This window comes from Nocardia yamanashiensis NBRC 100130, from assembly GCF_001613325.1.
In the GTDB taxonomy this organism is placed as follows: Bacteria; Actinomycetota; Actinomycetes; order Mycobacteriales; family Mycobacteriaceae; genus Nocardia; species Nocardia yamanashiensis.
The window spans coordinates 78,647-105,308 of record NZ_BDCD01000002.1 but is presented as its reverse complement, the minus strand read 5'-3'; the positions used below and the strand labels follow the sequence as shown (position 1 = coordinate 105,308).

At 67.2% G+C, this 26,662-nt stretch carries 29 protein-coding genes and 3 tRNA genes; 16 read left to right on the top strand and 16 right to left on the bottom strand.

Annotated elements, in window-relative coordinates; all coding sequences use genetic code 11:
• Positions 1-27: 27 nt before the first annotated feature.
• The 4 genes from NY1_RS00595 to NY1_RS00580 all read right to left on the bottom strand — a co-directional run bounded on the left by NY1_RS00595 (position 28) and on the right by NY1_RS00580 (position 3,819).
• A complete protein-coding gene (locus tag NY1_RS00595) occupies positions 28-882 on the bottom strand; it encodes an alpha/beta fold hydrolase (RefSeq protein WP_067706562.1) in 855 nt (284 codons plus the stop codon).
• 141 nt (positions 883-1,023) lie between these two features.
• Positions 1,024-1,503, bottom strand: coding sequence for a GtrA family protein (locus NY1_RS00590; RefSeq protein ID WP_067706560.1), 480 nt, complete (start codon positions 1,501-1,503; stop codon positions 1,024-1,026).
• A gap of 65 nt (positions 1,504-1,568) precedes the next feature.
• Complete coding sequence (locus NY1_RS00585; RefSeq protein ID WP_067706557.1) at positions 1,569-3,374, bottom strand: AMP-dependent synthetase/ligase; 1,806 nt, start codon at positions 3,372-3,374, stop codon at positions 1,569-1,571.
• Positions 3,367-3,819 (bottom strand): MarR family winged helix-turn-helix transcriptional regulator, encoded by a 453-nt coding sequence (locus tag NY1_RS00580; protein ID WP_067706554.1) that lies wholly within the window; start codon positions 3,817-3,819, stop codon positions 3,367-3,369. The genes NY1_RS00585 and NY1_RS00580 overlap by 8 nt, the downstream gene beginning before the upstream one ends.
• A gap of 104 nt (positions 3,820-3,923) precedes the next feature.
• Here NY1_RS00580 and mgrA point away from each other — a divergent pair, with 104 nt between their 5' ends.
• On the top strand, positions 3,924-4,967 hold the full coding sequence (mgrA, locus tag NY1_RS00575; RefSeq protein WP_067706551.1) for an L-glyceraldehyde 3-phosphate reductase: 1,044 nt from the start codon (positions 3,924-3,926) through the stop codon (positions 4,965-4,967).
• A gap of 17 nt (positions 4,968-4,984) precedes the next feature.
• Here the strand turns inward: mgrA and NY1_RS00570 are convergent, their stop codons facing one another.
• From NY1_RS00570 to NY1_RS00555, 4 genes are read right to left on the bottom strand one after another with little or no spacing between them, the layout of a single operon-like run.
• Entirely contained in the window at positions 4,985-6,034 is a 1,050-nt protein-coding gene (locus tag NY1_RS00570; protein ID WP_067706549.1) for an ABC transporter ATP-binding protein, read from the bottom strand.
• Positions 6,031-6,855: a molybdate ABC transporter permease subunit gene (modB, locus tag NY1_RS00565; RefSeq protein WP_067706546.1), complete on the bottom strand. Its 825-nt coding sequence runs from the start codon at positions 6,853-6,855 to the stop codon at positions 6,031-6,033. Before modB ends, NY1_RS00570 begins: the two co-directional genes overlap by 4 nt.
• Positions 6,856-6,886: 31 nt before the next feature.
• Complete coding sequence (gene modA / locus NY1_RS00560) at positions 6,887-7,675, bottom strand: molybdate ABC transporter substrate-binding protein (RefSeq protein ID WP_157575242.1); 789 nt, start codon at positions 7,673-7,675, stop codon at positions 6,887-6,889.
• 5 nt (positions 7,676-7,680) lie between these two features.
• Positions 7,681-8,151: a TOBE domain-containing protein gene (locus tag NY1_RS00555; RefSeq protein ID WP_369690424.1), complete on the bottom strand. Its 471-nt coding sequence runs from the start codon at positions 8,149-8,151 to the stop codon at positions 7,681-7,683.
• A gap of 103 nt (positions 8,152-8,254) precedes the next feature.
• Here NY1_RS00555 and NY1_RS00550 point away from each other — a divergent pair, with 103 nt between their 5' ends.
• From NY1_RS00550 to NY1_RS00520, 7 genes are all read left to right on the top strand, one after another.
• Positions 8,255-8,917, top strand: a complete 663-nt coding sequence (locus NY1_RS00550; RefSeq protein WP_067706543.1) for a DUF3558 family protein — start codon at positions 8,255-8,257, stop codon at positions 8,915-8,917.
• A gap of 223 nt (positions 8,918-9,140) precedes the next feature.
• Positions 9,141-9,214: transfer RNA gene (locus NY1_RS00545), tRNA-Leu, on the top strand.
• A 13-nt stretch (positions 9,215-9,227) separates the two neighbouring features.
• Positions 9,228-9,301, top strand: a tRNA-Arg gene (locus NY1_RS00540).
• An 11-nt stretch (positions 9,302-9,312) separates the two neighbouring features.
• Positions 9,313-9,383, top strand: a tRNA-Gln gene (locus NY1_RS00535).
• A 130-nt stretch (positions 9,384-9,513) separates the two neighbouring features.
• Entirely contained in the window at positions 9,514-9,942 is a 429-nt protein-coding gene (locus tag NY1_RS00530) for a DUF4189 domain-containing protein (RefSeq protein ID WP_067706540.1), read from the top strand.
• Positions 9,943-10,012: 70 nt separating this feature from the next.
• A complete protein-coding gene (locus NY1_RS00525; RefSeq protein ID WP_067706537.1) occupies positions 10,013-10,393 on the top strand; it encodes a hypothetical protein in 381 nt (126 codons plus the stop codon).
• 149 nt (positions 10,394-10,542) lie between these two features.
• Positions 10,543-11,043 carry a Uma2 family endonuclease gene (locus NY1_RS00520; RefSeq protein ID WP_218028272.1) on the top strand — a complete coding sequence of 167 codons (501 nt, stop codon included), beginning with the start codon at positions 10,543-10,545 and terminating at the stop codon, positions 11,041-11,043.
• Between the two features lie 54 nt (positions 11,044-11,097).
• On the opposite strand, the gene NY1_RS00515 is transcribed toward NY1_RS00520, so the two are convergent.
• On the bottom strand, positions 11,098-11,991 hold the full coding sequence (locus tag NY1_RS00515; protein WP_084534490.1) for an NADP-dependent oxidoreductase: 894 nt from the start codon (positions 11,989-11,991) through the stop codon (positions 11,098-11,100).
• 69 nt (positions 11,992-12,060) lie between these two features.
• Between NY1_RS00515 and NY1_RS00510 the strand changes: the two genes are divergently transcribed.
• Positions 12,061-12,648 (top strand): TetR/AcrR family transcriptional regulator, encoded by a 588-nt coding sequence (locus NY1_RS00510; protein WP_067706531.1) that lies wholly within the window; start codon positions 12,061-12,063, stop codon positions 12,646-12,648.
• A 42-nt stretch (positions 12,649-12,690) separates the two neighbouring features.
• Here the strand turns inward: NY1_RS00510 and NY1_RS42555 are convergent, their stop codons facing one another.
• Positions 12,691-12,858 carry a hypothetical protein gene (locus NY1_RS42555; protein WP_157575170.1) on the bottom strand — a complete coding sequence of 56 codons (168 nt, stop codon included), beginning with the start codon at positions 12,856-12,858 and terminating at the stop codon, positions 12,691-12,693.
• Positions 12,859-13,374: 516 nt separating this feature from the next.
• Here NY1_RS42555 and NY1_RS00505 point away from each other — a divergent pair.
• A complete protein-coding gene (locus NY1_RS00505) occupies positions 13,375-14,367 on the top strand; it encodes a hypothetical protein (RefSeq protein ID WP_067706529.1) in 993 nt (330 codons plus the stop codon).
• Entirely contained in the window at positions 14,360-15,820 is a 1,461-nt protein-coding gene (locus tag NY1_RS00500) for a hypothetical protein (protein WP_067706526.1), read from the top strand. The genes NY1_RS00505 and NY1_RS00500 overlap by 8 nt, the downstream gene beginning before the upstream one ends.
• Positions 15,821-15,830: 10 nt before the next feature.
• On the opposite strand, the gene NY1_RS00495 is transcribed toward NY1_RS00500, so the two are convergent.
• Genes NY1_RS00495 through NY1_RS00480 form a run of 4 tightly spaced genes read right to left on the bottom strand, consistent with a single transcriptional unit; the run spans position 15,831 to position 20,941 of the window.
• A complete protein-coding gene (locus tag NY1_RS00495) occupies positions 15,831-17,465 on the bottom strand; it encodes an AMP-binding protein (RefSeq protein WP_067706523.1) in 1,635 nt (544 codons plus the stop codon).
• The gene (locus tag NY1_RS00490) at positions 17,455-18,396 is read right to left on the bottom strand and encodes an SDR family NAD(P)-dependent oxidoreductase (protein WP_084534489.1); all 942 of its coding nucleotides are present in this window, start codon (positions 18,394-18,396) and stop codon (positions 17,455-17,457) included. The genes NY1_RS00495 and NY1_RS00490 overlap by 11 nt, the downstream gene beginning before the upstream one ends.
• Positions 18,393-19,700 carry a TetR/AcrR family transcriptional regulator gene (locus NY1_RS00485; protein WP_084534488.1) on the bottom strand — a complete coding sequence of 436 codons (1,308 nt, stop codon included), beginning with the start codon at positions 19,698-19,700 and terminating at the stop codon, positions 18,393-18,395. The genes NY1_RS00490 and NY1_RS00485 overlap by 4 nt, the downstream gene beginning before the upstream one ends.
• Before the next feature lie 38 nt (positions 19,701-19,738).
• Positions 19,739-20,941, bottom strand: a complete 1,203-nt coding sequence (locus NY1_RS00480; RefSeq protein WP_067706518.1) for an MFS transporter — start codon at positions 20,939-20,941, stop codon at positions 19,739-19,741.
• 276 nt (positions 20,942-21,217) lie between these two features.
• Between NY1_RS00480 and NY1_RS00475 the strand changes: the two genes are divergently transcribed.
• Entirely contained in the window at positions 21,218-22,096 is an 879-nt protein-coding gene (locus NY1_RS00475; RefSeq protein ID WP_067706515.1) for an EamA family transporter, read from the top strand.
• A gap of 4 nt (positions 22,097-22,100) precedes the next feature.
• Here the strand turns inward: NY1_RS00475 and NY1_RS43555 are convergent, their stop codons facing one another.
• On the bottom strand, positions 22,101-22,319 hold the full coding sequence (locus tag NY1_RS43555; RefSeq protein WP_169815284.1) for a hypothetical protein: 219 nt from the start codon (positions 22,317-22,319) through the stop codon (positions 22,101-22,103).
• A gap of 356 nt (positions 22,320-22,675) precedes the next feature.
• Here NY1_RS43555 and NY1_RS00465 point away from each other — a divergent pair, with 356 nt between their 5' ends.
• Together NY1_RS00465 and NY1_RS00460 are read left to right on the top strand one after the other, a co-directional pair.
• Positions 22,676-23,554, top strand: coding sequence for a DUF5753 domain-containing protein (locus NY1_RS00465; RefSeq protein WP_157575169.1), 879 nt, complete (start codon positions 22,676-22,678; stop codon positions 23,552-23,554).
• Positions 23,551-23,742 carry a DUF397 domain-containing protein gene (locus NY1_RS00460; RefSeq protein ID WP_067706506.1) on the top strand — a complete coding sequence of 64 codons (192 nt, stop codon included), beginning with the start codon at positions 23,551-23,553 and terminating at the stop codon, positions 23,740-23,742. The genes NY1_RS00465 and NY1_RS00460 overlap by 4 nt, the downstream gene beginning before the upstream one ends.
• A 48-nt stretch (positions 23,743-23,790) precedes the next feature.
• On the opposite strand, the gene NY1_RS00455 is transcribed toward NY1_RS00460, so the two are convergent.
• On the bottom strand, positions 23,791-24,654 hold the full coding sequence (locus NY1_RS00455; protein WP_067706503.1) for an SDR family NAD(P)-dependent oxidoreductase: 864 nt from the start codon (positions 24,652-24,654) through the stop codon (positions 23,791-23,793).
• A gap of 145 nt (positions 24,655-24,799) precedes the next feature.
• Here NY1_RS00455 and NY1_RS00450 point away from each other — a divergent pair, with 145 nt between their 5' ends.
• The gene (locus NY1_RS00450) at positions 24,800-25,435 is read left to right on the top strand and encodes a TetR/AcrR family transcriptional regulator (RefSeq protein ID WP_233434151.1); all 636 of its coding nucleotides are present in this window, start codon (positions 24,800-24,802) and stop codon (positions 25,433-25,435) included.
• 88 nt (positions 25,436-25,523) lie between these two features.
• On the top strand, positions 25,524-26,657 hold the full coding sequence (locus NY1_RS00445) for a phosphotransferase family protein (protein ID WP_067706500.1): 1,134 nt from the start codon (positions 25,524-25,526) through the stop codon (positions 26,655-26,657).
• Positions 26,658-26,662 lie beyond the last annotated feature (5 nt).

Genomic DNA, 26,662 nt, shown 5'->3' with positions numbered 1-26,662 from the left:
TTCTCCTCCAAGGTATTTCGCGAGCGGTCAGTGGGCGGCGGTGGAGCGGGCGGCCTGCTCGATCACGTTCGCGACCAGATCGGGATGCGAGACCGCGACCGAATGCGAGGCGTCGACCTCGGTGACCTGGGCGTGCGCTCGCTCGGCCATGAAGCGCTGGGCGGCGACCGGGATATTGAGGTCCTGGGTGGTGACGACATCCCAGCTGGGCTTGTCGGTCCAGGCGGCGACGGTGGCAGGCTCGGCCAGGGCGGATTGCAGGATCGGGCGTTGCGCGGCGGCGGCGAGGGCGGCCTGGTCGGCGGGGACGTCGGCGGCGAATTGGTCGCGGAACTTGGCCTGCTGGATGTACAGGTCGGTGCCGGTGCTGCCGTCCGGGTTGGTGAACGGCACCGGGTCGAGGGTGCCGGGCAGCGTGGAGCCCGGGTACTTGTTGGTCAGGTCCAGCGCGGTCTCACCAACCGCGGGCAGGAAGGCCGCCACGTAGACCAGCGCTTTCACCTGGTCGCTGCCCGCCGCCGCGGTGCTGATCACCGATCCGCCGTAGGAGTGCCCGACCAGCACGACCGGTCCGTTGATGTGGCTGATCAGCCCCTTCAGCGCGGTCGCGTCGGAAGCCGGTCCGCGCAAGGGATTGGCCGCCGCGACCACCGGATACTTGTCCTTGCGCAGTTTCTCGATGACGTCGTTCCAGGTGGACCCGTCCGCGAACGCGCCGTGCACCAGCACGATGGTGGGTCGCGGTGCGTCCTCGGTCGGCCCGGCATTGGTGGTCTTGCTGGCGGTGCAGGCGACCGCGAGGCTGCCGGCGGCCACCGCGGCCGTGAGGGTGGCGAGCGCCCGGCCCGCGCGGCGCATACCGTGACGTCGAATCTCGGCCATGTCGTTGTCCTTTCGGGGAAGCAGGTGGTGCGGTACCCACATTCGTCCGCACGGACCTGCCGCCACATCTGTCACCTGACGCCGACCATGACGTAGTCACCGCTGACGCCATCGGGCGTCGTCCCGGTGGCCGGGGAGTCGTCAGCGCCGGAAGACCAGCCAGCGCATCGACACGTAGAGATAGAGCCCTTCGCCCAGACCGGCGGCGATGCGAGCCAGCCGATAGTCGAGGCCCAGCGCCGCCAAACCGCTGGTCACGCCCAGTATGAACACCACGTAATTGATCACGACCACGAGCACGTACACCGCCAGCTGCGGGCCCACCGCGGCATGCGAGACGAAGTTCAGCGTGCGGTTCAGCAGGAAGCTGGTGGCGAACGCGCTGACGTACGCCACCGTCACCGCGATCGGCACCGGCAGGCCGAGCCCGCCGTGCAACGCGGTGAGCAGCACCAGATCCAGCCCGAATGTGCACGCGCTCAACAGCAGATAGCCCACGAAGGTCGGCGCGACCATCCGCGACAGCCCGAACGGCAGCAGTGCGGTCAACCGTTCGCAGAAACGGTGGAACCACCGCACCGGCCAGGGGCCGGCCGGGATGGCCGCTGTCTCGATCCGCACCCCACCACCGTGGCATCGGCAGATGACCCGCAGGTGATCACCGGCCCAATAAACAGTTGCGGGCGTCAGTGCCGGTACATGCCCTCGATGGCGTCGGCGAAACGCTCGGCCACGATGTGCCGCTTGACCTTCAAGGTCGCGGTGAGCTCCCCGGATTCCTCGGTGAGGTCGCGGTCGAGGATCACGAACTTCTTGATCGATTCGGCATGCGAGACAGCGCTGTTGGCGTCGTCGACGGCCAACTGCACCTCGGCCCGCAGCGCGGCATCGTCCCGCATTCCGGCGATGGTCGCGCTCGCCGGCACGCCGTGGTCGGCCTTCCACGCCTCGAACGCCTCCGGATCGATGGTGATCAGCGCGGTGATGAAGGAGCGGCCGTCGCCGAGCACCACGGCCTGCGAGATCAGGGTGTGCGAACGGATCCGGTCCTCCATCGGGCCGGGCGAGACGTTCTTGCCGCCCGCGGTGACCAGCAGATCCTTCTTGCGGCCGGTGATGGACAGGAAGCCGTCCGCGTCCAGTTCGCCGATATCGCCGGTGCGCAGCCAGCCGTCGTCCATGGCGGCCGCGGTGGCGTCGTCGTTGTGCCAGTACCCGGCGAACACCACGCCGCCGCGCAGCTCGATCTCACCGTCCTCGGCGATGCGAACGCCGTTGCCGCCCAGCGGTTTACCCACCGAGCCGATCTTGATCGCGCCGGGCACGTTGACGCAGTGCGCGGCGGTGGATTCGGTGAGCCCGTAGCCCTCGTAGATCGGCACGCCGAGGCCCCGGAAGAAGTGCCCGAGCCGCGGCGCGAGCGCACCGCCGCCGGAGATGGCGAACTCGCAGTGCCCGCCGAGCGCGGCGCGCAGCGGCCCGTACACCAGCCGATCACACAGCGCGTACTGCGCGCGCAGCAGCGGACTCGGCCGCCGGACGAATCCCCCTGTGTGGTCGAGGTTTTCGCTCCACCGGATGGCGGTGCGCTCGGCGAACCGGAAGATCGAACCCTTGACCTTGCCGCCCCCGCGCGCCTTCTTGTCCGCGCCGTCGCGCACCTTCTCGAATACCCGCGGCACGCCGAGAATGGTGTGCGGGGCGAAGCGCGCGAACTGCCCGGTAATGGTCTTGAAATCGGCCCAGTGCGCCTGTGTCATACCGCCTTCGAACGCGGCGAGGGAGACCGCGCGGGCGAGTACGTGTGCGAGCGGCAGGAAGGTGAGCATGCGCTGCCCCGGCCGGGCGACCTCGCCGATGCTGGCGGTCAGGATGCCGCGCACCTCGGACAGGAAATTGCGGTGGGTGAGCATGCAGCCCTTGGGGCGGCCGGTGGTGCCGGAGGTGTAGACCAGCGAGGCCAGGCCGTCGGCGCGCAGGCCGTCGATGCGTTCCTGCAAAAGCTCGTCGGCCACCTGCGCGCCGTCGGCGATCAAGGTGCCCTCGGCGGCATCGTCGATGACCAGCGACCGGCGCAGCGATTCCGGTGCGCCCGTGAGCAATTCCTTCTGCCGCGCCTTCTCCACGATGGCGAGCGCCGCGCCCGAATCCTCCAGAATCCACCGCACCTGCTCGGCCGAGGAGGAATCGTAGACCGGCACGGTGACCGCGCCCGCCGCCCAGATGGCGAAGTCGAGCAGCGTCCACTCGAACCGCGTCGCCGACAGCAGCACCACGCGATCGCCGGGCTGAATCCCGTTGGCGAGCAACCCTTTCGCGACATCCGATACCAGCCGCGCGAACTCCGCCGCGGTGACGTCGGCCCAGCGGTCGCCGATCGGCCGCGAGAACAGCACCCGTTCCGGCGCGTCCGCCGCCTGGGTGAACACCGAGCGGACGATGGTCTCGTCCGGCTCGATGGTGAACGTGTCTACCGCGGTGTATTCACGCATGGTCAGCTCCAGTCGTCGGGTCGAGGTGACGGAATCGCTTCAGGTCCCGGGCGAATTCGGTGATCTCCCGGGAGGTCCAGCCGGCCATGCGCTCGGCGAGCTGGGTGAGGTCACGTCCGGTGGCGGCGTCCAGGGCCTGCCGCCCCGCGCCGGTCAGGGTCAGGGGGTAGCCGCCGTGCAGCGTGCCCTCGCCCGCGGCCACCCAACCCGCGTCCACGCAGCCGCGCAATTGCCGCGACACCGTCGAGCGGTGCACCCCGAACGCCTCGGCGATCTCGGTGGCGCGGCAGCCGGGATGGCGATCGATGAACGACAGCGTGGACTGCTGGGTGAACGACGGAATGCCCGCGACGGCGGGCCGGCCCGCGATGATCTCGCGGACGATCTGCGTCAGCTCGTCGTGGACCGCGGCGATCTCCGGCGACCGCCCGGGTGGGTGTTGCATAGCGCAACTATAACCCCGGATCGGCGGGGCCCGCGCCAAGGGCGCTGTTCTAGAGTCGGGGCGACGAACGGTGCGCGAGCCGAGGTGCGGGAGGTTGGTTGTCCATGAGCTATCGAGCCGAACCGAAGCGGTACGACGGGACCATGCGGTATCGGCGGTGCGGGCGGTCCGGACTGGATCTGCCGGTGCTGTCGCTGGGGTTCTGGCACAACTTCGGGGATGACCGGCCGTACGCGACGCAGCGCGAGATCGCTTTGCGCGCTTTCGATCTCGGGGTGACGCATTTCGATCTGGCGAACAATTACGGGCCGCCGTACGGCTCGGCCGAGCGCAATGCGGGGCGGCTGCTGCGCGAGGATCTGGGCGGGTATCGGGACGAGCTGATCATTTCCACCAAGGCCGGGTGGGATATGTGGCCGGGGCCATACGGGCAGGGCGGCGGGTCCAGGAAGTACGTGCTGGCCTCGCTGGACCAGTCGCTGACGCGGCTCGGGCTGGATTACGTGGACATCTTCTATTCGCATCGGTTCGATCCGACGACGCCGCTGGAGGAGACCGCGGCGGCCTTGGATACGGCGGTGCGGCAGGGGAAAGCGCTGTACGTCGGGATCTCCTCGTACGACGCGGAGCATTCGGCGCGGATGGCCGGGCTGCTGCGGGAGTTGGGGACGCCGCTGCTGATCCATCAGCCGTCGTATTCGATGCTCAATCGGTGGATCGAAACCGAGGGGCTGCTGGATACCGCCGCCGCGGAGGGGTTCGGGGTCATCGGGTTCACCGCGCTGGCGCAGGGGTTGCTGACCGGGAAGTATCTCGACGGGGTGCCGGACGATTCGCGGGCTGCGCGCGGCGGATCGTTCCAGGCCGAATGGCTGACCGACCGGATGCTCGATCGGCTGCGGAAGTTGAATGCCGTCGCCGAGCGGCGCGGGCAGACCCTGGCGCAGCTCGCGCTGGCGTGGGCGTTGCGGGATCCGCGGGTGACGTCGCTGGTGATCGGGGCGTCCTCGACCGGGCAGCTCGAGCAGAACGTCGCGGCGCTGGATCGGCTGGATTTCGGTGCGGACGAGCTGAGCGAGATCGATGCGTTGCTCGATGACGACGGTGAGGTCGATCTGTGGCGGGCGGCTCGGGAGGGGACGCTCTGAGCCGGGTGATCACCGAATCAGGCTGGATAACAGTGGATTTCGGTGGCCTTCACCGCCGCCCACAGCCGCATGCCGGGTTCCAGGCGTAGCTCGGCGACGGCCGCCGGGGTGATGTCGGCCAGCACGGGCGGCGCGCCGTCGAGGCGGACGCGGGTGGTGTTGGCGTGCTGTTCCAGGCCGGTGACCGTGACGGGCCAGGTATTGCGCGGGCTGCCCGAGGGTTGTTCGGGGTGCAGGCTGACGGCGGTGGGCGGGAAGGCGAGGAAGACCGCGCCCGAGGTCGCATCGGCGGCGGTGAGGGTGCCGCCGGTATCGACGGCGACGCTGGTTCCGGTGGCGGTGCCGCGAAACAGGTTGAGGCCCACCAGGTTCGCGACGTATTCGGAGCGGGGTCGGCGGGCGACCTCGGCGGGTGCGCCCTCCTGCACCACCGCGCCCTGTTCGAGGATGATCAGGCGGTCGGCCAGCACCATGGCGTCTAGGGGGTCGTGGGTGACCAGCAGGGTGTGGCCGGTGTAATCGCGCAGATGGTGGGCGAGGTCGGCGCGGACCTGGAGGCGGGTGCTGGCGTCGAGCGCGGCCAGCGGTTCGTCCAGCAGTAGCAACTGGGGGTCTGTGGCCAGAGCGCGAGCCAAGGCCACCCGCTGGGCTTGGCCGCCGGACAGCGCGCGTGGACCGCGGTTCGCGTGTTCGGTGAGGCCGACGCGATCGAGCCAGGTCGCGGCGCGGGTGCGGGCGGCGGCGCGGCGCATGCCCCGGGCGCGCAGGCCGAAGGCCACGTTCTCCAGCGCCGAAAGATGCTGGAACAGCAGGTAATCCTGGAAGACGACGCCCACCTGACGGCGTTCGGCGGGGACGAACACCTCCGGCGGGGCATCCCAGACCTGATCCGCCACGGTGATGCGCCCGGCCGTGAGCGGGAGCAGCCCGGCCAGGGCGCGCAGGGCGGTGGATTTGCCCGCGCCATTGGGGCCGAGCAGCGCCACCACCTCCCCCGGTGCGGCGGTGACGTCCACGTCGAGGCGGAAAGGCCCACGGTCGACGCGCAATCGGGCCTGCAGGGTCACAGCGCTCCTCGCGATCCCCGAATCCAGCGCTCCCGCAAGGCGACCAGCACGCCGACCGAGACCACCAGCAGCACCAGGCTGAGCACGATCGCGGCATCGGGATCGGTTTCCAGGGCCAGGTAGACGGCCAGCGGCATGGTGGTGGTCTTGCCGGGGAAATTACCGGCGAAGGTGATGGTGGCGCCGAACTCGCCCAGCGCCCGCGCCCAGCACAGCACCGCGCCCGCGATCACGCCCGGCAGCACCGAAGGCAGGGTGACGCGGCGGAAGGTGTACCAGGCCGAAGCGCCCAGGGTCGCGGCGGCTTCCTCGTAGCGGGTGTCGGCGGCGCGCAGGGCGCCTTCGACCGAGATCACCAGGAACGGCATCGCCACAAAGGCTTCCGCGACGACCACGCCGGCGGTGGTGAACGGGAGCGAGATACCGAACCAGTCGTAAAGATACTGGCCGAACAAGCCCCGGCGGCCGAACACGAGCAGCAGCGCGACGCCGCCGACCACCGGAGGCAGTACCAGCGGCACCGTCACCAGCGCCCGGATCAAGCCCCGGCCCGGCACTTCCGCGCGGGCCAGCAGCCAGGCCAGTGGAATTCCCAGCACCAGGCAGATCACCGTGGCCAGGCTGGCGCACAGCAGCGAAAGCCGCAGCGCCTGACCGACTTCCGGGCTGAACAGCCGCTCACCCAGGGTGGGCCAGGGGGCGCGCACCAGCAGCCCGATCAGCGGGGCGATCAGGAAGGCCAGTGCGCAGACCGCGGGCAGCACCAGGACGATCGGCCGTCGTCCGCGCGCTGCCCGCCGCCGGGCCGAGGCGCCGCTCACCGGCGGCCCTCGGCGTGGATCGGCATGCGGTTCACGGGGTTTCGAATCCGGCGGCCGCGAAGACCTGCTTCGCCTGGGCGGACTTGATGTAGTCGACGTACGCGGTCGCGGCGGCCGAGTTGGGGGCCTTGGCCAGCGGGGCGATCGGATAGGTGTTGACCGCCTTGGCCGATTCGGGGAAGTCGATACCCTCGACCTTGTCACCGGCCGCCTGCACATCGGTGCGATACACCAGCGCGCCGTCGACCTCACCGAGGGTGACCTTGGTGAGCACCGCCTTCACATCCTGCTCGCGGGTATCGGGCTGCGGGGTGATGCCGGCGCTCTCGAACACCTTCTTGGCCGCCGCGCCACACGGCACCTGCTCGGCGCACAATGCCAGTTTGGGTTCGGTCCTGCCGAAGTCGGCCAGCCCGGTGATATGGCCCGGATTGCCCTTGGGCACTGCGATTTCCAGCCGATTGCTGACGAAGGTGGCGGGCTGTCCGGTCACCGCGCCGGCATCCACGACCTGCTGCATGTTCGCCGGTGCGGCCGAGGCGAACACATCCGCCGGGGCGCCCTGCTTGATCTGCTCGGCCAGCGCGGAGCTCGCGCCGAAGCTGTAGACCACCTTCACGCCCGGGTGCGCGGCCTCGAAGTCCTTGCCCAGCTTGGTGAACGTCTCGGTCAGCGACGCCGCCGCGAACACGGTGACGGTGCCGCTGATCTTCCGGTCGGCGCCGGCCAGCTCCGTCTTGTCGTCGGAACCGCATCCGGCGAGACCGGCGGTCACCGCGAGCACGGCCGTGATCGCGCCGAGCGAGCGGAACATCTTCATCCTCATCAACTTTCTGGTATCTCGACCACGACATGGGTCGATTTGACCGAGGCGACGGCGATGCTGCCCACCTCGAGACCGAGTTCGTCCACCGATTCCCGGCTCAGCAGCGACACCAGCCGGAACGGACCGGCCTGCATCTCCACCTGGGCCATCACCGTGTCCTTGACGATCCGCGTCACGATCCCGCGCATCCGATTGCGCGCCGACACCGCCACGGTCAGCCCCGGCTCCGGGGCCTCCGCATGGTTACTGCGCAGCACCTCCGCCAGGTCCTCCCCGCGCACACCCATCCGGCCGTTGTCGAGCTTGATCGCCGCCAGCCGCCCTTGGTCGATCCAGCGGCGCACGGTGTCATCGCTGACCCCCAGCAGCCCCGCCGCCTCACTGATCCGCAAGTTCGTCACGAGAAGGAGCATATTGCCGCGAACGCGGCTTGCAAAGCCCGAAATACCGGCAACAGCAGATATGGCCATGATCATTTTCGTTAGGTTGCGTAACGGACTGCGGGGCTCGGAGATAGACAGGACGGGTCGCGATCGTCCGAAACGCGCCGCAGCGAAAGGGATTTCACGAGTGATGCGTCATGCGAAGTCGAAGGGCGTCCTGATCTCCGCGCTCGGAGCGGCGCTCGTACTCAGCGGTTGCTCCAGCTCCGACGACAAAGGGGCGAGCGAGACGAAGAGTTCGGTGAGCACGTCCGCGGCGGCGCCGACCACCACGGCCGCCGGGTCGAGCACCGGCGGGGGCGAATCGACCCCCGGCGGCGGAAACGCCACGGTCGCACCGGAACTCACGCTGGCGACGACCAGCCCCGCGCAGACCGAATCGGGCAAGCCCGCCGCGATGTGGGACGCGTGCGGCATCGCCGACGCGGACATCACCCGGCTGGGGTTCCAGGCCGGCAGCAAGCAGGTGATCGACGGCGCCGACGGCGAGCGAAACTGCCGCTGGCAGTCCGCCTCCGGCAAGTCCGAGATAACCATCGGCTCCACCCGCCAGACCCTCGACGAATTCAAACAGTCCGGCCGCTACGTCGGCTTCACCCAGGTCCAAGCGGGCGGCCATGCCGCCACCCAATACCGCGCCGCCCAAGACACCAACAAAACCGGCTGCTACATCTCCTTCCCGGTAGCCGGCGGCCAAACCCTCTTCGTCACCCGCAACCTGAAATCCGACGCCCCCGAACCCTGCGAAGCCACCCTCCGCGTAGTGAACGGCCTGTCCCCCTACCTCAACTGAACCGCCTGAACCGGCCGATTAATTCAGTTTCCCAACACTTTTCCCGCTGCTACGGTAATCCCAACAAACCACCGAACCACTCACGGAAGGCCAGCCCAGTGAACCCCACCCTCACCTCGCCTCTCCGCCAGCGGCTTCGCAGCGACCCCCAGGTCTGACCAACCCCAGACCCCCAGGGCCGCTCCCCCGAACCCCCAACGGAGCGGCCCTTTTTCATACCCATTCCCTCGTAGCCCAATTGGCAGAGGCACCGGTCTCAGATATCGGCCAGTGCGAGTTCGACTCTCGCCGAGGGAACGACCAACCACAAATGCCCGTAGCTCAACCGGATAGAGCAACTCCCTTCGAAGGAGAAGGCTGGGGGTTCAATTCCTCCCGGGCATACCGATTACCGATGAAGCGTGGTGTAACGGCAGCACTACGGACTCTGACTCCGTCAACCCAGGTTCGAATCCTGGCGCTTCAGCAAAACCGGCACCTCCGGCCGTCGATTCAAGATCGTTATGCAATTCCGGAACGAAACCGCTACTCACCAGGTTAGCTGTCCGATAGCCAGCCTGATTGTCGATCGTTTCTCCCACCAGGAGGTGACGGCAATGGTTCAGATTCCGAAAGCTCTCGCCACCCTCGCACTCACCACACTCATGACAACCGCCACGGCAATCGGCACCGCTACCGCCGAACCCGGCCCCGATGGCCGCTACTACGGCTCCCTCGCCGCCGGCGACCTCGGCGACCGTTTCCAGGTCACCTGGGCCCTGAACTATCCCAACTGGGCCGACTCCGACAACTCGGCTCTCTCCCGCTGCGAATCCAGCACCTGTACCGTCCTGGCCCGCTTCGTCGACGGCTGCGGATCCATCGCCCAGCACAACCACCGCCTGCTGGGCGGCGTAGGCCCCACTCGAGCCGACGCCGAACGAGCCGCCCTCGACGCCTTCGGCCCGCCCGACCCCATCTCCCTCAGCGCCGGCAACCCTCCCGCCTCGATCGCCCACACCGAATGCACCGGAAACGCCGGCTGACATGACCGCCACCCGACACCGGACCGCGCCCCGGGTGCCCGCGAGAACAATCAGAATCTGCTCCGGCGCAATGCTTTCCGCCGTCCTGCCGGCCATGCCGGCAATCTCCGCGCCGACGGCCGCCGCCGAACTGACCGGCATCCAGGTCCTCGCCGGCCCGGAAGGCATCCTGACCGGCTGCCCTTACACAATCGCCGCCTCCGTCACCACACCACCGAACGTTCCAGGCGCGGTGACGTTCTACGACCACGCCACCCAGATCCCCGGATTCGGCGACTACCACCCCGACACCCGCACCGTCACCACGACCTGGACGCCGAGCTGGAAAGGCGAGCACATGATCGCCGCCATTCAGCTCGAACCCGGCGGCCTGGCGAGCGGCCGGGGCATCCCGTTCCAAGTCGTAGGCGATGGCCTCAACACCGGCAGTTCCTGCATCCGATTGTCCTGACGATGCCCGAGCTTGTGTATTCAGTCCGAACTCTCCGTCGGTGAATGACCTAACCTAGGTGGTGAGCCGGGTCCTCGCCCGGCCCCATTCTCTCGTCCAGGAGTGTCATGACCCGATCTCTAGACGACCTTTTCGAGGTCGTGGAGCGCATGAACATCCCGGCCGGGTTCCGTGCCGAAATCATCAACGGGGAGATCGTCATCAATCCGCAGCGGCAGGTTCACTGGACGATCATCCGACGCATGACGCGGACGATCGAGGATGCTCGCGGTATAGAAGCGATCATCCTGTCTGATGTGCGTCTGGACCTTCCCGGTGTGGACAACGGGTTCGCCCCGGACGTCTACCTGGTGTCCGCCGGCGCCGAGGCCGATGAGAAGGGCCGGTTCAGCTACCGGGATGTCGAGTTGGTCGCGGAGGTCGTATCCGAGAGCAGTCGGCGCGACGACTACGACGCCAAGCTCAAAACCTATGCACTGGCAGGCATTCCGGAGTACTTGATCATCGACCCCAAGACCGGCCTGGTCTGGGTCCGGAGCAAGCCGAAGGACGGCGAGTATTCCGATGAGGCCACCTACCCGTTCGGTGTTCGGTTCACGTTGCCCGTGAGTGGAATCGACGTGGACTCGTCGAGCTGGCCGAGGGATTGAGGGGCCTGCTCGGCAGGTGGCCGTGAAGCGATCGAGAAGGTTCGGATGATCGGCTCAGACGAGCAGGACTCGGCGGCCGCGGGTGTGTCCGGCTTGGCTGTCGGCGTGGGCGGATGCGGCTTCGGTGAGGGGGTATGAGCGGGCGATCGGGATGTGGAGTTTGCCGCGTGCGATGAGGTCGACGGCTTCGGCGAGGGCTTCGGGCGTGCTGCCGCCGACGCCGGCGAAACGGATTCCGAGCAGGGACGCTTCGAGGTCGGCGATGGTGACCACGGTGTCCGGGTTGCCGGTCAGGTCGAGGAGGTCGCGGAGGACGCCGGTGCCGTTGAGGTCCAGGGCGGCGTCGATGGGGCCGTGTCGGCGGGCTCGATCCGGCCAGCCGGCTTCGTAGGTCAGGGCGGTCGCGCCGAGGCTTCGCACGTAATCCTGGTTCGCGGGCCCGGCGGTGCCGATCACCTTGATTCCGCGTTCACGGGCGATCTGCAAGACCGCCGACCCGACTCCACCCGCTGCACCGCTGACCAGCAGCGTTTGCCCGGGCCGGACGCCGACCAGGCGGATGACCCGGAGCGCGGTCTCGACCACCGACGGGTATCCCGCCGCTTCGGCGAAGCTCAATCCCTCGGGTATGCGCGCCCACGAAGACAGCACGGCGAACTCCGCGTACGTGTTCGCCCCCCGCCCGAAGACGTGCTCTCCCACCTCGATACCGACCACCCCGTCACCGACCTCGTCCACCACGCCCGCCGCGTCCTGCCCAACCCCGGCAGGCAGTGGAATCGGCCGAACCCGCCGGAACTGCCCCTCACGAACCCGCCAATCATGCGGATTCACCCCCGCCGCTCGCACAGCGATGCGTATCTGCCCGGGACCGGGCCGGGGTACGCCCACCTCTGCCGGTTCCAGCACTTCCGGGCCGCCGTACTCGGCGAAGCGTATTGCCTTCATAACTCCACGCTAAGACTAACGGTTAGTGTTTTGCAACCGTTGCATCTTTGCGACTGATAGCCTCACGAGGTGACCGTCCCGACCGGGCGTCGCGAGCGCAAGAAGGCCGCGACCCGCCAGAAGATCGCCGAAACTGCCCTCACGCTGTTCCTGGAACGCGGCTACGACGCGGTCGGCATCCGCGACGTGGCCGCCGAAGCCGATGTCGCCGTCACCACCGTCTTCTCCCACTTCGCCTCCAAAGAGGCCCTCGTCTTCGCCCAAGACGAAAACTTCGAGGACCGCCTCGCCCGCGCAGTCACCGACAGACCAGCCGACGAACCACTGATCCCCGCTCTGCGCCGCGAGATCCACGCCATGGTGCAGCACTGCACCACCGACTCCGCCGCCCCCATCTGGCACCTGATCAACCAAACCCCCGCCCTCCGCGAATACGAGGAGTCGATGCGCCTACGCCACGCGAACTCGCTCGCAACCGCCATCGCCACCGATCTCGACCAACCTCCCGCCAGCCCGCCGTGCCGCGCGATCGCCCGCTTCGTAATCGACGCCTACTCCCTGGCCCGCGAAGCACCCGACCCACAAGCCGCGGTGAACGAGATCTTCCAGATGATCGAGGCAGCCTGGAAGGCAACCTCGCTCGCCACAGGGCACTGACCGACGAGGTCACAGCGGCCGAGCGAAGTCCGACGGCGCCGGTTATCTAGTTCGACGTGTCAGACCCAGTTCGGCATCGAGGTAGGACAGGGTCGGGTCGTCGGTCAAAGCCTCTGCGGTGAAGGTCAATTCGTTCGGATGGGCTACGCCGAAAATCTCCTGGAACGTGGTGACCACGCACGGAACGAGCTTGCCCATGTCTTCCCGCAATTGCCTACGATCGCGAGTCGATGGCGGGCCCACCAGACACACGCTGTGGATTCTGAACTCGTTGGTGAACTCGACGATGGTGTAATCGGGATCCGCTTCGGGCGCAAACAGTTTCAGAATCGCCCCATAAGGCAGGGTGTTTGATCGCCCATTCCAGCCGTTGAGCGAAATCGCCCCAGCTCGTACTGTTTTCAGCCGCGCCCCGGTGAGTCGGGCGGTCCGGAGCGACCGCTGTCAGCTCCGTGCCGATCCCGTACAGCGCGTTCTCGGGGCCCTTGTCGTTCCCCACTGTGTAGCGAACTGATCCGGCGGGTATGGATACAGATACAGCGGCAGTTCCTCGAGCAGCTGCTCCCAATTGTGGTCGACCACGTCTCCCCATAGTTCTCCGGACACCGAGCCTTCGGTTGCCCACAACATAACGAGGCCGACCGACAGCGAATCCAGTCCAATCTGCCGCATGTGGCCGATATCCTCCGTTATGTTGTTGAGCCGCAACGGTCTTGGAGGGGTGGAATGGTAGAACAGCTCGACGTCGGCAACGCCAAGGAGGGCTTCGGCAGGACCGTCGACAGTCTCGGCAAGGCGGCGCGGACCGCTTCATCCCAGCTCGCCGGGCAGGTCGGCAATGTCAAGGACGTTGCCAGGGGCAGGGTCGAGAAGCTGACTGCGAAAGTGCCGGACCCCTATGAAGTGGCAGTGGCGGAGTACAACGGCGTCTTCACGGCGATGGCCGACAAGGGCTTGTCGCTGTTGCGTCAGCGCGAACGTTCGACGGACCTGATCGAGATGATCGAGCAGTTGGTGAACAGCATCGCCAACACCCCGAAATCATTCGACACCGACTTCGACGAGATCGAGGTACATCGGAAAAGGTTCCTGAACGCCGAGGATTTCGCACAGAAGGAGCTGGAAGCGGCGCGGTTGTCGGCAGCAGGCGCCGGCGCCGGGTTCGCGGCGGGCACCGCGGTAGCGAGCCTGGCGCCGTCGGCGGCGATGTGGGTTGCGACCACCTTCGGGACCGCGTCGACCGGCACCGCGATCTCCACTCTTTCCGGGGCGGCGGCCAGCCAGGCGGCACTGGCGTGGCTCGGTGGAGGCGCGGTGGCCGCCGGTGGCGGTGGCACTGCGGCAGGTACCACACTGCTCGCGCTGGCCGGGCCGATCGGCTGGACCATCGCGGGCGCAACCCTGCTCGCGTCGATCGCGCTGTTCGCGAAGAAGAAATTCGAGAATCGAGAGGCGAAACACGAAGCGCTGACGGCGATCAAGCGCAACACCACCCTCGTCAAAGGCACAGACGCCCGAATCGATGAACTGCTGCAGCGCACGACCTTGCTCCGCGAAGAGCTGGTGAAGAGTTACGGCGATGCGCTGATGCACTTCCGCGCCGATTTCCAGACGCTCGCGCCTGCCGAGCGGTCGACACTGGCTGCGTTGGTGAACAACACGAAGTCGTGTGCGACCTTGCTGAGCATGCGCATCGAACAGGACGCCGATAGTGAGTGACGCTGCCGAGTTCGTCACGAACACCCAGGACCAGGCTGTTGCTTCCTGGGTGAGTTACCTCAACCAGCTCCGCGTAGACGCCCTGATGAATGCGCTCGAACAGCGGGACGAGCACCTCGGGAAAGCGCTGGCCAGTGTCGATGAGGCCGTCAGGAAGATCGACCTCGAGGTGGTCGCCGCCAACCGCGGCGGAAAGCACGGCATGCACGGCTTCATCGCCGAGATCGCCGAGGTCGGAATCGGCAACGCGCGCAAGCAGATCCTCGGTCACGAAACCGTCTACCGGTGGGTCAACGACAACGGACCCGTCGACCTGATGCGCGGAAATGTCGAGATCCAGCAGAAATTCGTTGCGGCGGGTGGCCGCTACTCACTGGGCGCGATCACCGAGCACCTCCAGAAATATCCCGAATACGTGCGCAACGGTGGGAAGTACCAGATCCCCCGTGATCACTTCGAGGTAATCCAGCGGCTGCACGCCTTGTCGCCCGAGGAAGCGAGCAAGCTGCTGTCACGCAGCGGCGATGGACCTTCGCTCAGAGACTGGCAACGGGTCCAGCTGTTCTTCCAAGGCGGATCGGTCGGGTTCGATTCGCTCGAACCCTCGGCGCTCGAGTACGACGAGGTCCAACGCGGTGTCTACGCCTCGACCATGGCGGCGGAAAAGGACTCGCTCCGAGCCACGGACCGCTCCCTGCGCGACGCCGCCTACCAGCGCAGTCGACCGACGCTGCGACAAGGAAGCACGGCCGCACTCACGGCCGCCGCGACGGCGGGCGGAACAACCTTCGTCCAGGCCGTGGTCGCCAAGCGCCGGGAAGGCAAGCGGCTCAATGAGTTCAGCGGGCGCGACTGGATCGACATCGCCGGCGATACCGGCTCGGGTTTCGGCGAAGGTGCTATCCGAGGACTGAGCATCTACACGCTCACCAACTTCACCGCGACCTCCGCAGCCGTCGCCGGCTCGATCGTGACCACATCATTCAGCATCGCCGAGCAAGCGAACAAGCTCCGCCGCAACGAAATCGACGAACTCGAGTTCATCGAAACCTCCGAGCTCATCGCCTTGGAGGCCGCCGTACGCGCGCTGTCCGCTTTCGTCGGCCAAGCGACCATCCCCATTCCCATTCTCGGCGCCGTCATCGGCACCACGGTCGGCACAGTGATGTACAAGGCCGTCGCATCGTCGTTGACGAAACGCGAGGCGGCGCTGATCGAGCGTTACCTCGACGAGCAGCGCACTCTCGACGAGCAACTCGCCACCGAATACCAGGCGATTCTGGACAAGCTGGACCAGAGCCTGTCGGGCTATCTCGAACTGCTGGAACGAGCCTTCTCCCCAGACGTAGAGGTCGCACTCGTCGGATCGGTCCAACTAGCAGTGGAACTCGGCGTGGCTTCGAACGAGATCCTGGATTCCACAGAGAAGGTCGACGCCTACTTCCTCGATTAGCGGGAGGAGTTCAGCCGGCGGCGCGGCGGGCTCGGGCATCCAATTCGCGGCGCAGGACCTTGCCGCTGGGATTGCGTGGAATCTCTTCCAGCACAAGGAATTCCTTCGGCACCTTGTAGCGTTCGAGACGGCCGCGGATATGCGACTTGAGGGCATCGGCGGATGGGATCTCCACACCGAGCACGGGAACGAGGTAGGCGCGGAGGACCTGGCCGTATTCCTGGTCGGGGACGCCTATTACGACTGCGTCGGCGATGGCGGGGTGGTCGGCCAGGACGTCTTCGACTTCTTTGGGGTAGATGTTCTCGCCGCCGGAGACGATCATGTCGTCGTCGCGGCCGTCTATGTAGAGCCGGCCGGCGGCGTCGAAATGGCCCATGTCGCCGGTGTTCACGTAACCGTCGACCACTTCCTTGGTCGGTGTCGGGGAGGACCGGTCGGCTACGTAGCCGTGATAGCCGATGCCGCCGCGGGCGAAAATGGTGCCGGTCTCGCCGGTCGGCGCGGGGGTGCGGTCGGCGCGCAGGATCCGCACCGATACCCCGATGGCGGGACGGCCGACGGTCTTGGGTGCGGCGGCCAGATCGGTGGTGGTCGCCAATGCCACCACGCCCGCTTCGGTCGAACCGTAGCCGTTGATCAGGATGGGGCCGAAGGCGTCGATGAACGCGCTGATCGTCGCCGGGGAGATGGGCGCCGCGCCGGTGACCGCCAAACGCAGTGAGCGGGTGTCGAATTCGCGGCGGCGGGCGGCGGGGACCGCCATCAGGCGTTGCAGCATGACGGGCACGCCGACGAGGACGGTGGCGCGGTGGCGTTCGATATCGGCCAGGGTCTGCAACGGGTCGAATCGCCTGCGCATCACCACGGTCGCGCCCAGCGCGAGTCCCCCGATGAGAATCGCGAGACCGAAACCGTGGAAGAAGGGCGGCGCGGCCACCAGCACATCGCGGCGGCTGAACCGGGTCGCCGACATGGCGGTGGCGGTCATCTCCGCGATGGCGTTCGCCGGCAATGGCCGGGACACGCCCTTTGCCAAGCCCGTGGTGCCGGAGGTCAGCAACGTGATCTTCACCGGTCCGCGCACCGGCGGCGGGGCCGGATGCGACTGTCGTGCAAGCGAATCCAGCGACAGCCCGGACGCGTTCTCCTGCCAGGCCAGCACGTGCACCTCGGGCGCGCCCGCCACCATCTCCCGGTATTCCTCGTCGTACACGAGAATGTCGGGACGATGCCGGTCGAGAATCTGCGTCAATTGCGCGGCGGGCAGGTCGGTATTGAGAAACACCAGCTCACAACCGAGTTGGGCCCCCGCCAGCGCCGCCTCCACGAAACCCCGGTGATTGCGGCACAATACGGCCAGCGTCCGCGCCTCCGGCCGCACGGCGTGCAGTGCCGCGGCGATCGCCTCCGAACGCGCTTGCAGCTCCGCGTAACTCACCGCTCCGCGCTCGTCCACGATGGCGATCCGATGCGGATAGCGCGCCGCCGACAATGCCACCACCATGGCCATGGAAGGCCCGAACTGGTACAGCGACTTGATGATCCGTACCGCTCCCCCGATGCCGACCGGCCGCAACGCACCCGATCCGACCAGCGGAACCACCGCGTCCCGCCACCGGAATCCCGCGATCTCAGGCGACATTACGATCCCCCTTCTCGATCCGCGCCAGCGAGGCCTGGGTATCGCCGAGGTACCGGTACAGCTGGGTGGTGAGCACCTCCAAGGTCGTCCGCAACAACGACACCAGCACCGCCGACGGCCGCCCGTAAGCGGGCGCGAGCACCCGCGGTTTGCGCACGATCGCCTTGGCGATCACATATCCCGCCTCCCGCGCGGATTGCCCGGGCAGCGCCGAGATCCACCCGCTCGGCGCGCTCATCCGCGTGAACATGGATCCGGCATACAGTGTGGTCAGCGTGACCCCGTCCGGCCGTGCCTCCATACCGACCGCGCGCATCCAGATATCGAACGCGGCCTTCGACGAGAGATAGAACCCCCATTTCGGGGCGACCGGGAACATGACCGCCACGGTCGACACATTCACGATGTGCCCGCACCCGCGCTCCCGCATGGCGGGCAGCAGCGCGAGGGTCAACCGCATCGGCCCGATGTAGTTGGCGGAGGTGGTGCTGTTGAGATCCTTGGGCCGGTCATAGGACAGGTGAATGGACCGGCGCAGCGACTTGCCCGCATTGTGCACCAGGTAGTCGACCTGCCCGAAGCGCGAAAGGATCTGCGCGGCAAAGGCTTCGATGGATTCCTCGGATGCCAGATCCAGCGGGATGGCGACCGCCCGGCCGCCCTCCGCCTCGATCTCGGCAACGATGAGCTCCAGCTGTTCGACCGAACGCGCGCCCAGCACCACGGTCGCCCCCGCGGCCGCCAGCATGCGCGAGGTGGCTTCGCCGAGGCCGTAGGACGCCCCCGTCACGACCGCGATCTTGCCCTGTACTTCGCGGTGCAGCCGGTCCGGATCCTTCAGTCCGCGTGGGCCGATGAGCCAGGCGATGCCGCGACCCAGCGGTCCGGCCGCGAGCCGGTTATTGGGCCCGGCGTCGAGTGACGTGGTCATTGGTGGTGCTCCGATATCCGATTGGCTTGGGGTTGAACTTGTTCGAGCAGGGCGTTGATCGCCCGGGAGGACAGTGGAGTGGTGGGGTCCATGGCCAGCACCGATTGCGCCGCCGAGAACAGCCCGGCCAGCAGCAGTTCGCGCAATTGGACGCGGGTGAGGTCGCGGTGGCGCAGCCAGTCGGCGACCGCGCCTTCCACGTACGCCATCCAGCCGGATACGGCGGTGCGCGCCAGAGCGGTTCCGAGGCCGCCGGTGGTTTCCTGCAGCATGGCGGTGATGAGCCGGTCGAAATGCTGTTCATGCAGGGCGCGCAGTTCCGGGTCGGCGACGCGGGTCGAAAGCGCCAGTGGGGAACCGTTTTCGGCTTCGGCGTGGTCGATGTAGAGGTCGAGGCCCTGGATGAGGCGGGCGACCGCCGGTCCGCGCAGGGCCTGCAGGGCGTCCCAGAACTCGGTGTATTCGGCTTCGGCCGCAGCGAGATACAGGCCGCGTTTGCCGCCGAAGTGGTAGTTGATCAAACCGATGGCGGTGCCGGCGCGCTGCGCGATCTCGGTGGTGGATACCTCGTCGAAGCGTTTGACGCCGAAGACCGCACGGGCGGTATGCACCAGCGCGGCACGCGATTCGTCGCTGCGGGTGCTCACCGGTCTCGACTTTGAAAACTTTTCAGTTCGAGCCGCGGCCGCGGCTTCTTGAACGTCTTTCAATGAAGCTGATGCGCCCGTGGCCGCCAACAGGGCCGGGATCAGATCGGCGATCAGATCGACCGAGATGGTCTCGTCCACCACGCGCTGCATGCTCACCCCGTAAGCGGTGCTGAACAGCACTTCTCCCGCTCGCGCAGTGCTTTCCGAGCCGGGTGCGCCCAGCAGCGAGGCCAGCAGTTCGGCGATCGCGGCGCGCAGGGCGGCCAGGTTGGCGGCCAGCTGGGCCCGCAATCGCGCGTCGTCCCGGCTGGCCAGGCTGAGTTCGAACTCCAGCCGGGTGGACCGGACGTCCTCGACCCGGGTGCGCGCCCACTCCCGCACGGCCGCGACCCGCTGTTCGGTCGTCCCCGGTGCGGCGTGCAATTCCTTGATCCGCGTGAGGTTCTCGGCGTGGATCAGCTCGAGAACCTCCAGACAGAGGTCGTTCTTACCGCGGAAATTCGAGTAGACGGCGCCTTTGGAGTACCCGGCCGCCTCGGCCACCTGAGCCAGTGACGTCCGGTCCAGCCCATCGGCGATGAACAGATCCCGGGCCGTGCGCACCAGATCGTCGCGCGTGCGGGCCTTGCTCTCCGGTCGGCTCATGCGTGCCATGCGCCGAAGATACCATCGGTATTCGAATACCGATAGGCTCAGTTCTGAGCGGCTCGCGGGACACGCGCGTAGACGGTGATAGCGGCGGCGAGAGCGATCGCGCCCGCGGCGAGGAGAGCCGTTGCCGCCCAGCCGAACCAGAGCACCGCCGCCGCGCCGAACGCGGTGCCCGCGCTGCCGCCGACGAAGTAGACCAGCATGTAGGCGCTGTTGAATCGCGCCGTCGCGGCCGGGTCGATGGCGAGCACCGTGCTCTGATTGGCGACCTGCGCGGCGAACAGTCCGGCATCGAACAGGCCCAGGCACAGCAGCGTGACGACGGTGCTCGAGAGGCTGGTCGCGAGGATCGCGGTCGCCGCGAACGCCAAGGCCAAGCCCGTCAGGATCACCCGGCGCGCGCCCACCCGGTCGGTCCAGGCACCCGCGATGCGCGTCGCCACGATGCCCAGCAGTCCGGCGCAGGCGTACAGGCCGATGCGTTCGGCGGAGTAGGAGTACGGCGGCTCGGACAAGGCCACCGCCAGCCCCGCCCAGATCGCGCAGAACGAGAAGAACCACAACATGCCGCGTCCGGCCGCCAGCCGCAGTACCGGGAACCGGACGAACAGACCCGGCAGTCCGCGCAGCAGCCCCAGATAGCCGGTGCGGTCCTCCCCCGCTTCGGCAGGCAGCACCGCACGCGCAGCGCCGGCGACGACCACGCACGCCACCGCCAGCAGGAGCAGCATGCCGCGCCAGCCGATCGCGTCGGCGAGCCATCCACCCACGATGCGTCCCAGCAGGATCCCCGCCGAAATCCCCGCGGTGACCACGCCCAGCACCGTGGCCCGTCGCGCCGGCTCCGCGAATCGCCCTGCCACCGAACTCAATTGCGCACCGACCGAGGACCCGGCCCCGATGACGCCGATGGACAGTCCGAGCAGCCACGGCGACCCGGCCGCCGCGGAAACGGCCAGTGCGATCCCCAATGCCAGGAACTGCGCCGCCACCACGGTCCGCGGCGGCACCCGATCCACCAGCGGCACCAGCAGCGCCAGCCCCAGCATGTAACCGACCGGTCCACACGCGAGAGCCGCTCCCACCTCCGCGAGCGATACCCCCAGCGATCCCGCCACTTCCGCGATAGCCGGTTGCAGCGGATAGATACTCGCGGTCCCCAGCGCCGCGGCGACAGCCATGAACCACACCACCGGCGTCCGCAACACCGGAATCCGTTCAACGCTAACCAGTTCCGTCTTCATGACTCCGACGCTATGAACGCCGCACCCGGGGAGCTGGCGGCAATCAGACATCACCGTTCGCGCAATCGCACGGTTACCGCTAGGGTCAGAGGCGACAGCGTATAGGGTTCCGCGCGCACACCGCCCGACCGACAACACAATCAGGTGTGCGTGGACTGGACCGAGCTACGCCTCGGCGGCCGGCAACGGGCCGGACGCCGACATCTGACGGGATAAAAGCCTGGAGGACTCCTATCACGCTGCCCTGAAACGGGGCACCGACTAGAGAGTCCCGCAATGGTTTTCGCGTCGTCCATCTCCGCCGTCTCCGCCGTTCCGCTCGCCGTGGTCATCGCCACGCTCGTAGCCGCGGTGTTGCACGCCAGCTGGAATGCCATCGCCCACTGGATCCCGGACAAGGTCGCCGCCATGACCCTGGTCCCGCTGGGTTGCGCACTGTGCGCACTGCCGCTGATATGGCTTGCCGCACCGCCGGATTCGGCGAGCTGGCCGTATCTCGCGGCCTCCTCCGTACTGCACGTCCTCTACAACGGCCTGCTCATGCTGGCCTACCGATTCGGTGATTTCAGCCAGACCTATCCCCTGGCACGCGGCACCGCCCCGCTGGTCGTGGCCTTGGTCGCGGCCACGATCCTCGGCGAAACACCCCGCCTCGCCCAGCTCGCCGGGGTCCTGCTCATCTCGATGGGCCTGGCGTTCCTGGTCTTCTGGGGCCACCGCACCAACCCGATCCGTCCCGCCGCCATCGGCGCGGCCATCGCCACCGGCCTGATCATCGCCTCCTACACCGTCGTCGACGGCATCGGAATCCGCCAATCGCACAGCACCCTCGGCTACATCGCCTGGCTGATGCTGCTCGGCGAGATCACCGTGCCCATCCTGGTCTTCGCCTGGCGCGGCCCGTCCCTGCTGCCGCAACTCCGCCCCGTCTGGCACATCGGCCTGCTCGGCGGCGCACTCAGCGTCACCGCCTACGGCCTGGTCCTGTGGTCCCAAACCCGCGGCGCCCTGGCCTCCATCGCCGCCATGCGCGAATCCAGCATCATCCTCGTCGCCGTCATCGGCGCGGTCTGGTTCAAGGAAGGCTTCGGCCGCGCCCGCATCCTCGCCACTGTCGCGGTAACCGCCGGCATCGCCGTCATGGTCCTGGCATGAACCGCTACTCGTCGTTGTAGCGAGCAGACAACGGCCACTTGCGCTGCCGCGCAATCAGCACGAGTTGCCGGCGTGCGCTGCAAGATTGGCGAATATGACCTTGCCCCGCAATGCAATGGCGATGCCGATCGAGGAGTTCTCGCACACCGCGTTCGTAACGAAGCTGGATATTGGAAGCAGCGATCTCGCGATGCGAAATCCTGGAGAAAGTACCGGAGATCATTTGATTCGATGCCGTCCTGTGCGGGGCGCTGTGATGGAGCGCTTGATGTACGGGTACGAGCTGGGGGTGTACGGATCCTGATTTGCGCGAAGGTCTTCCGCCACCGATCCGATCACGAAGAAAACGGCCAATACGAGCAGAACGCCTAAAACCCATGCTTCCCAGGGCATTACGACACTCCTTGCGGATCTCGTCGCCAGTGATGCTGCCTGTAAGTAGACACCTGGAATCCGGTGAAAGTGTGCCCGCTGCGGACATTCGCCGAAATATGATGGAGGTCCGCAAAGGGCATGTCCGCAACGGGCCTATCCCAGATAGCGAGGCTAACGAGAATGGCCGGATTGACTGTTTCCCGAATGGATTTCGGAAGGTTCATGCGGCGATTGCGGGAGCAGGCTCCGCGATCGGCTATGGCGGCCGCCGCCCTGCACGTCGAAGTGTCTCGGCAAGCTCTCGATCGGCTGGAGGACGGGCTGCCGACCAAGCTCGGCACGCTGCACATCAACGGGTTGCTCGAGTTCTACGGCTGTGGAGCCGAAGAGCGGTCCGAGGCGTTGAAGTTGTGGCAGGAGGTGCAGGCGGAGGACAAAGTCGCCAAGGCGCAGGGGAATTCGAAGGGATTCTGGAAGGCGTACTCGGACCAGGTCGCGCCGAATGTGCAGAAGCTGTTGCGGCTGGAGCGGGTGGCCGAGCAGGTCATCGCGCATCAGCCGGTGATCGTGCCGGGGTTGTTGCAGACGCCGGATTATCGCCGCGCGATCGATCGGATCAACGAGCCGGAGCTGTCGATCGTGGATCTGGAGCGACGGATCGAATTGACCACGAAAAGGCAAGCCCGGCTTGATGATCCGGAGTTCCGGCTGGAGGTCTTCTTGTCCGAGGCGGTGTTGCGCAATCGGCCGGGGACGGATCCGGTCATGGCGGAGCAGATGCGGTGGCTGATCGAGGCGGGTGAGCGCGACAACGTGGATGTTCACGTGATTCCGTTCGCCGCGGGGCCGCATCCGGGGCTCAAGATGTACGCGTTCACCTGGCTGCGGTTGCCGCGCGGGACGAGTGGAATGACGCTGCCGCCGGTGATTTACGCCGAAGGGGCGGTCGGGAGTGTGTTTCACGAGCACGACGACGAGGTGTCGCAATACGAGCAGGCGATCGCGGGGCTGCGGGCGGTAGCGTTGGCGACAGGGGGCACCAGGGATCTGGTGAACCGAGTGGCGAAGGAGTACGCGGCGTGACGAAGCCGAGCATGGGTCAGTGGTACAAATCGAGCCGCTCCGACGCCGGGAAGCAGTGTGTGGAGGTTCGGCACGATGCCGAAGTCACGCTGGTGCGGGACACCAAAGATCTTGGTGCTGGGCCGATTCTGAGCTTTCCGGCCGCTGCGTGGAGTGAATTCATCGACAGCGGGATTTGGCGGGGGTAGCTCCCGCGAGCTTGGAGCGCTGCGGAAAGCGCAGCGCTCCAAGGCTTCTCAGCCGAGGGGGTTGCGGCCCGGTTCGGCGTCGGTCATGTCGGTGATGCGGTCCCAGTTCGCCGCTACCTCGTCGATGGTGGGGGGCTGGGCGAAGAGGACCGGCTTGTTGGCGAAGAGCTGGACGCGCTGGACGGAGCCGCCGCCGACGACCAGGACGGTGGCGGTGTCGGTGCATTCCTCGCTGACCAGGTAGCCGACGACGGGGGCCACGTGGGCGGGGGCGAGGTGTTCCAGGACCTCGGCGGGGGCGATGTCGGCGGTCATGCGGGTGGCGGCGAGGGGGGCGACGGCGTTCGCGGTGATGTCGTATTTGCGGCCCTCGATGGCCAGGGTGTTGATCAGGCCGACCAGGCCGAGTTTGGCGGCGCCGTAGTTGGCTTGGCCGAAGTTGCCGTAGAGGCCGGAGGTGGAGGTGGCCACCACGACGCGGCCGAAGCCCTGTTCGCGGAAGTACGGCCAGGCGGCGCGGGTGACGTGGTAGCCGCCGGACAGGTGGACCTGCTGGACGGCGTTCCACTGGTCGGTGGTCATCTTGTGGAAGGACGTGTCGCGCAGGATGCCCGCGTTGTTGACCACGCCGTGCACGGCCCCGAAATTGTCGATCGCGGTCTTGATCAGCGCGGCCGCGCCTTCCTCGGTGGCGACGCTGTCGTAGTTGGCGACCGCCGTACCGCCGGCGGCGCGGATCTCCTCGACCACGGCATCGGCCATGGCGGTGCCCGCACCCGAGCCGTCGCGCGCGCCGCCCAGGTCGTTCACCACGACCAGCGCGCCCTCACTGGCCAGCAGCTTGGCGTACTCGCGGCCCAGGCCACCACCCGCACCCGTGACGACGACGACCCGATCGGTTACTCCCGGCATGACTCTCCTTACGCTCTGGTTTCCGGCCTCGATATAAGTGCAGGAACCTGCCCGGGTCAATCACCGCCCACGCACAGCTATCGTCTACAGGCGGGACAACTGCCGGAGATTCCGGGATTGCGGGGCTCGCGGGATGGAAGCGTCGGTGGCCGAAGTGGGTTCGACTATGCAGTCCGCGGCCGGGACTCGCCTGAATCGCAAGGGGCGGGAGACCCGGCAGCGGTTGCTGGAGGTTGCTATCGGGTGTCTGGCGGACGGGTCGGGGGAACCGTTGTCGGCCAATCGGGTCGCGCGGGAGGCGGGCGTGAGCTGGGGGACGCTCAAGCATCAATTCGGGGATATCGATGGGTTGTGGGCGGCGGTGCTGACCGAGCTGACCGATCGGACCGGAGCCAACAGTCCCGAGGTGTGGCCGGCGATCACGGGGTCGGTGCGGGATCGGGTGTGGGAGATGGTGGATGCCATCTGGACGATTCTGGATACGCCCGAGGGGCGGGCGGTGGAGACGCTGCGGGCCGGGCTGCCCAATGATCAGGCGGAGCGGCTGGCTACTTTCCCGCTTACCGCGGCGGCGTTCGCGCAGTACGAGGATGCCTGGCTGCGAGCGTTCGAATACGCGTTGGCGGACCTGTCGCTGGACGCGGACAAGGTGTCGCGGGTGCGATGCCTGATCCCTATGGCCATGCGCGGCATCAATAACGAGCGCCGGCTGTCCCCGGCCGCCGAAGTGACCGGAGCCCGCCATTGCCTGGTCGATGCGATAGCCGTTTACCTGCAATAACTTTGATTCTTTGAGAACCCTCGTTGACAATTTGGGGCGGGAGGTTCATGGTTACCCCCAGCTTCAATCAATGAGCCGAGGGTGATTCATGTCTCCATCTCCTACGCCCGACGAGCAGCGCATGCGCCTGCAGCGCAGCAGCCGCGACTCCGCCACGCTGCTCCCGCGACTGACCGAATGGCTGGCCGAACAGCTGCCCGCGCACGCCGCGCCGCAACTCACGCTGGGATCGGGCATCGACAGCAACGGCATGTCGGCGGAAACCCTGACCCTGACCCTGAATTGGCAGGAGGACGGGGTCGCGCGGACCGCCGAGCTGATCGCGCGGGTGGCGCCGGCGGCGGGCGATTTCCCGGTGTACGAGCACTACGACCTGCGCGGGCAGTTCGAGGTGATGCGGATCGTGGCCGAGGCGAGCGAGGTCGAGGTGCCGCGGGTGCGGTTCCTGGAACCGACCGGCGAGGTACTGGGCGCGCCGTTCCTGCTGATGGATCGCATCGACGGGCTGGTGCCGCCGGACGTCATGCCGTACACGTTCGGCAACAACTGGCTCTTCGACGCCGATCCCGAACAGCAGCGGCGGGTGCAGGACGGCACGGTCGAGGCGCTCGCCAAGATGCACGGGATTCCGGATGCGGCAACGACTTTCGCGTTCCTGGAGCCGCCGTATCCCGGTGCCACGCTGCTGGAGAAGAACCTGAACCGGGCGCGCGCGTGGTACGAGTTCGCGGCCCGCGACACCGGGCCGTCGCCGCTGGTGGAGCGGATCCTGAAATGGCTCGACACCAATATCCCGGAAGCCGGTGAGACCGTGCTGTCCTGGGGCGACGCGCGCCTGGGCAACATCATGTACCGGGACTTCACGCCGGTGGCGGTGCTCGACTGGGAGATGGCCACGATCGGCCCCCGCGAGCTCGATGTGGCGTGGATCCTGTTCGGGCACCGCGTCTTCCACGGCATCGCCGAGAACTTCGGCTTCCCCGGCATGCCGGACTTCTTCCGCGAGGCGGACGTGCGGGCCGCCTACGCCGAGCATTCGGGTGTGCAACTCGGCGATCTCACCTGGTACACCATGTTCGCCGCCCTGAACTACGCCGTGGTCTTCATGCGCGCCGGCGGCCGCCAGGTCCACTTCGGTGAGATGGAGCGGCCCGACGATGTCGAGGTCTTCCTCCATCACAAGGCGATCGTCGAAGCGATGCTCGCCGAGCTCGGCGCCTGAGCCCT

What these genes read in the sequence shown, in the direction of transcription:
- NY1_RS00595 (WP_067706562.1), bottom strand. Translation starts at nt 882, where the DNA reads ATGGCCGAGATTCGACGTCACGGTATGCGCCGCGCGGGCCGGGCGCTC.
- NY1_RS00585 (WP_067706557.1), bottom strand. Translation starts at nt 3,374, where the DNA reads ATGCGTGAATACACCGCGGTAGACACGTTCACCATCGAGCCGGACGAG.
- NY1_RS00580 (WP_067706554.1), bottom strand. Translation starts at nt 3,819, where the DNA reads ATGCAACACCCACCCGGGCGGTCGCCGGAGATCGCCGCGGTCCACGAC.
- mgrA (WP_067706551.1), top strand. Translation starts at nt 3,924, where the DNA reads ATGAGCTATCGAGCCGAACCGAAGCGGTACGACGGGACCATGCGGTAT.
- modA (WP_157575242.1), bottom strand. Translation starts at nt 7,675, where the DNA reads ATGAAGATGTTCCGCTCGCTCGGCGCGATCACGGCCGTGCTCGCGGTG.
- NY1_RS00555 (WP_369690424.1), bottom strand. Translation starts at nt 8,151, where the DNA reads ATGGCCATATCTGCTGTTGCCGGTATTTCGGGCTTTGCAAGCCGCGTT.
- NY1_RS00550 (WP_067706543.1), top strand. Translation starts at nt 8,255, where the DNA reads ATGCGTCATGCGAAGTCGAAGGGCGTCCTGATCTCCGCGCTCGGAGCG.
- NY1_RS00530 (WP_067706540.1), top strand. Translation starts at nt 9,514, where the DNA reads ATGGTTCAGATTCCGAAAGCTCTCGCCACCCTCGCACTCACCACACTC.
- NY1_RS00525 (WP_067706537.1), top strand. Translation starts at nt 10,013, where the DNA reads ATGCTTTCCGCCGTCCTGCCGGCCATGCCGGCAATCTCCGCGCCGACG.
- NY1_RS00520 (WP_218028272.1), top strand. Translation starts at nt 10,543, where the DNA reads ATGAACATCCCGGCCGGGTTCCGTGCCGAAATCATCAACGGGGAGATC.
- NY1_RS00515 (WP_084534490.1), bottom strand. Translation starts at nt 11,991, where the DNA reads ATGAAGGCAATACGCTTCGCCGAGTACGGCGGCCCGGAAGTGCTGGAA.
- NY1_RS00505 (WP_067706529.1), top strand. Translation starts at nt 13,375, where the DNA reads ATGGTAGAACAGCTCGACGTCGGCAACGCCAAGGAGGGCTTCGGCAGG.
- NY1_RS00495 (WP_067706523.1), bottom strand. Translation starts at nt 17,465, where the DNA reads ATGTCGCCTGAGATCGCGGGATTCCGGTGGCGGGACGCGGTGGTTCCG.
- NY1_RS00490 (WP_084534489.1), bottom strand. Translation starts at nt 18,396, where the DNA reads ATGACCACGTCACTCGACGCCGGGCCCAATAACCGGCTCGCGGCCGGA.
- NY1_RS00485 (WP_084534488.1), bottom strand. Translation starts at nt 19,700, where the DNA reads ATGGCACGCATGAGCCGACCGGAGAGCAAGGCCCGCACGCGCGACGAT.
- NY1_RS00480 (WP_067706518.1), bottom strand. Translation starts at nt 20,941, where the DNA reads ATGAAGACGGAACTGGTTAGCGTTGAACGGATTCCGGTGTTGCGGACG.
- NY1_RS00475 (WP_067706515.1), top strand. Translation starts at nt 21,218, where the DNA reads ATGGTTTTCGCGTCGTCCATCTCCGCCGTCTCCGCCGTTCCGCTCGCC.
- NY1_RS43555 (WP_169815284.1), bottom strand. Translation starts at nt 22,319, where the DNA reads ATGATCTCCGGTACTTTCTCCAGGATTTCGCATCGCGAGATCGCTGCT.
- NY1_RS00465 (WP_157575169.1), top strand. Translation starts at nt 22,676, where the DNA reads ATGGATTTCGGAAGGTTCATGCGGCGATTGCGGGAGCAGGCTCCGCGA.
- NY1_RS00455 (WP_067706503.1), bottom strand. Translation starts at nt 24,654, where the DNA reads ATGCCGGGAGTAACCGATCGGGTCGTCGTCGTCACGGGTGCGGGTGGT.
- NY1_RS00445 (WP_067706500.1), top strand. Translation starts at nt 25,524, where the DNA reads ATGTCTCCATCTCCTACGCCCGACGAGCAGCGCATGCGCCTGCAGCGC.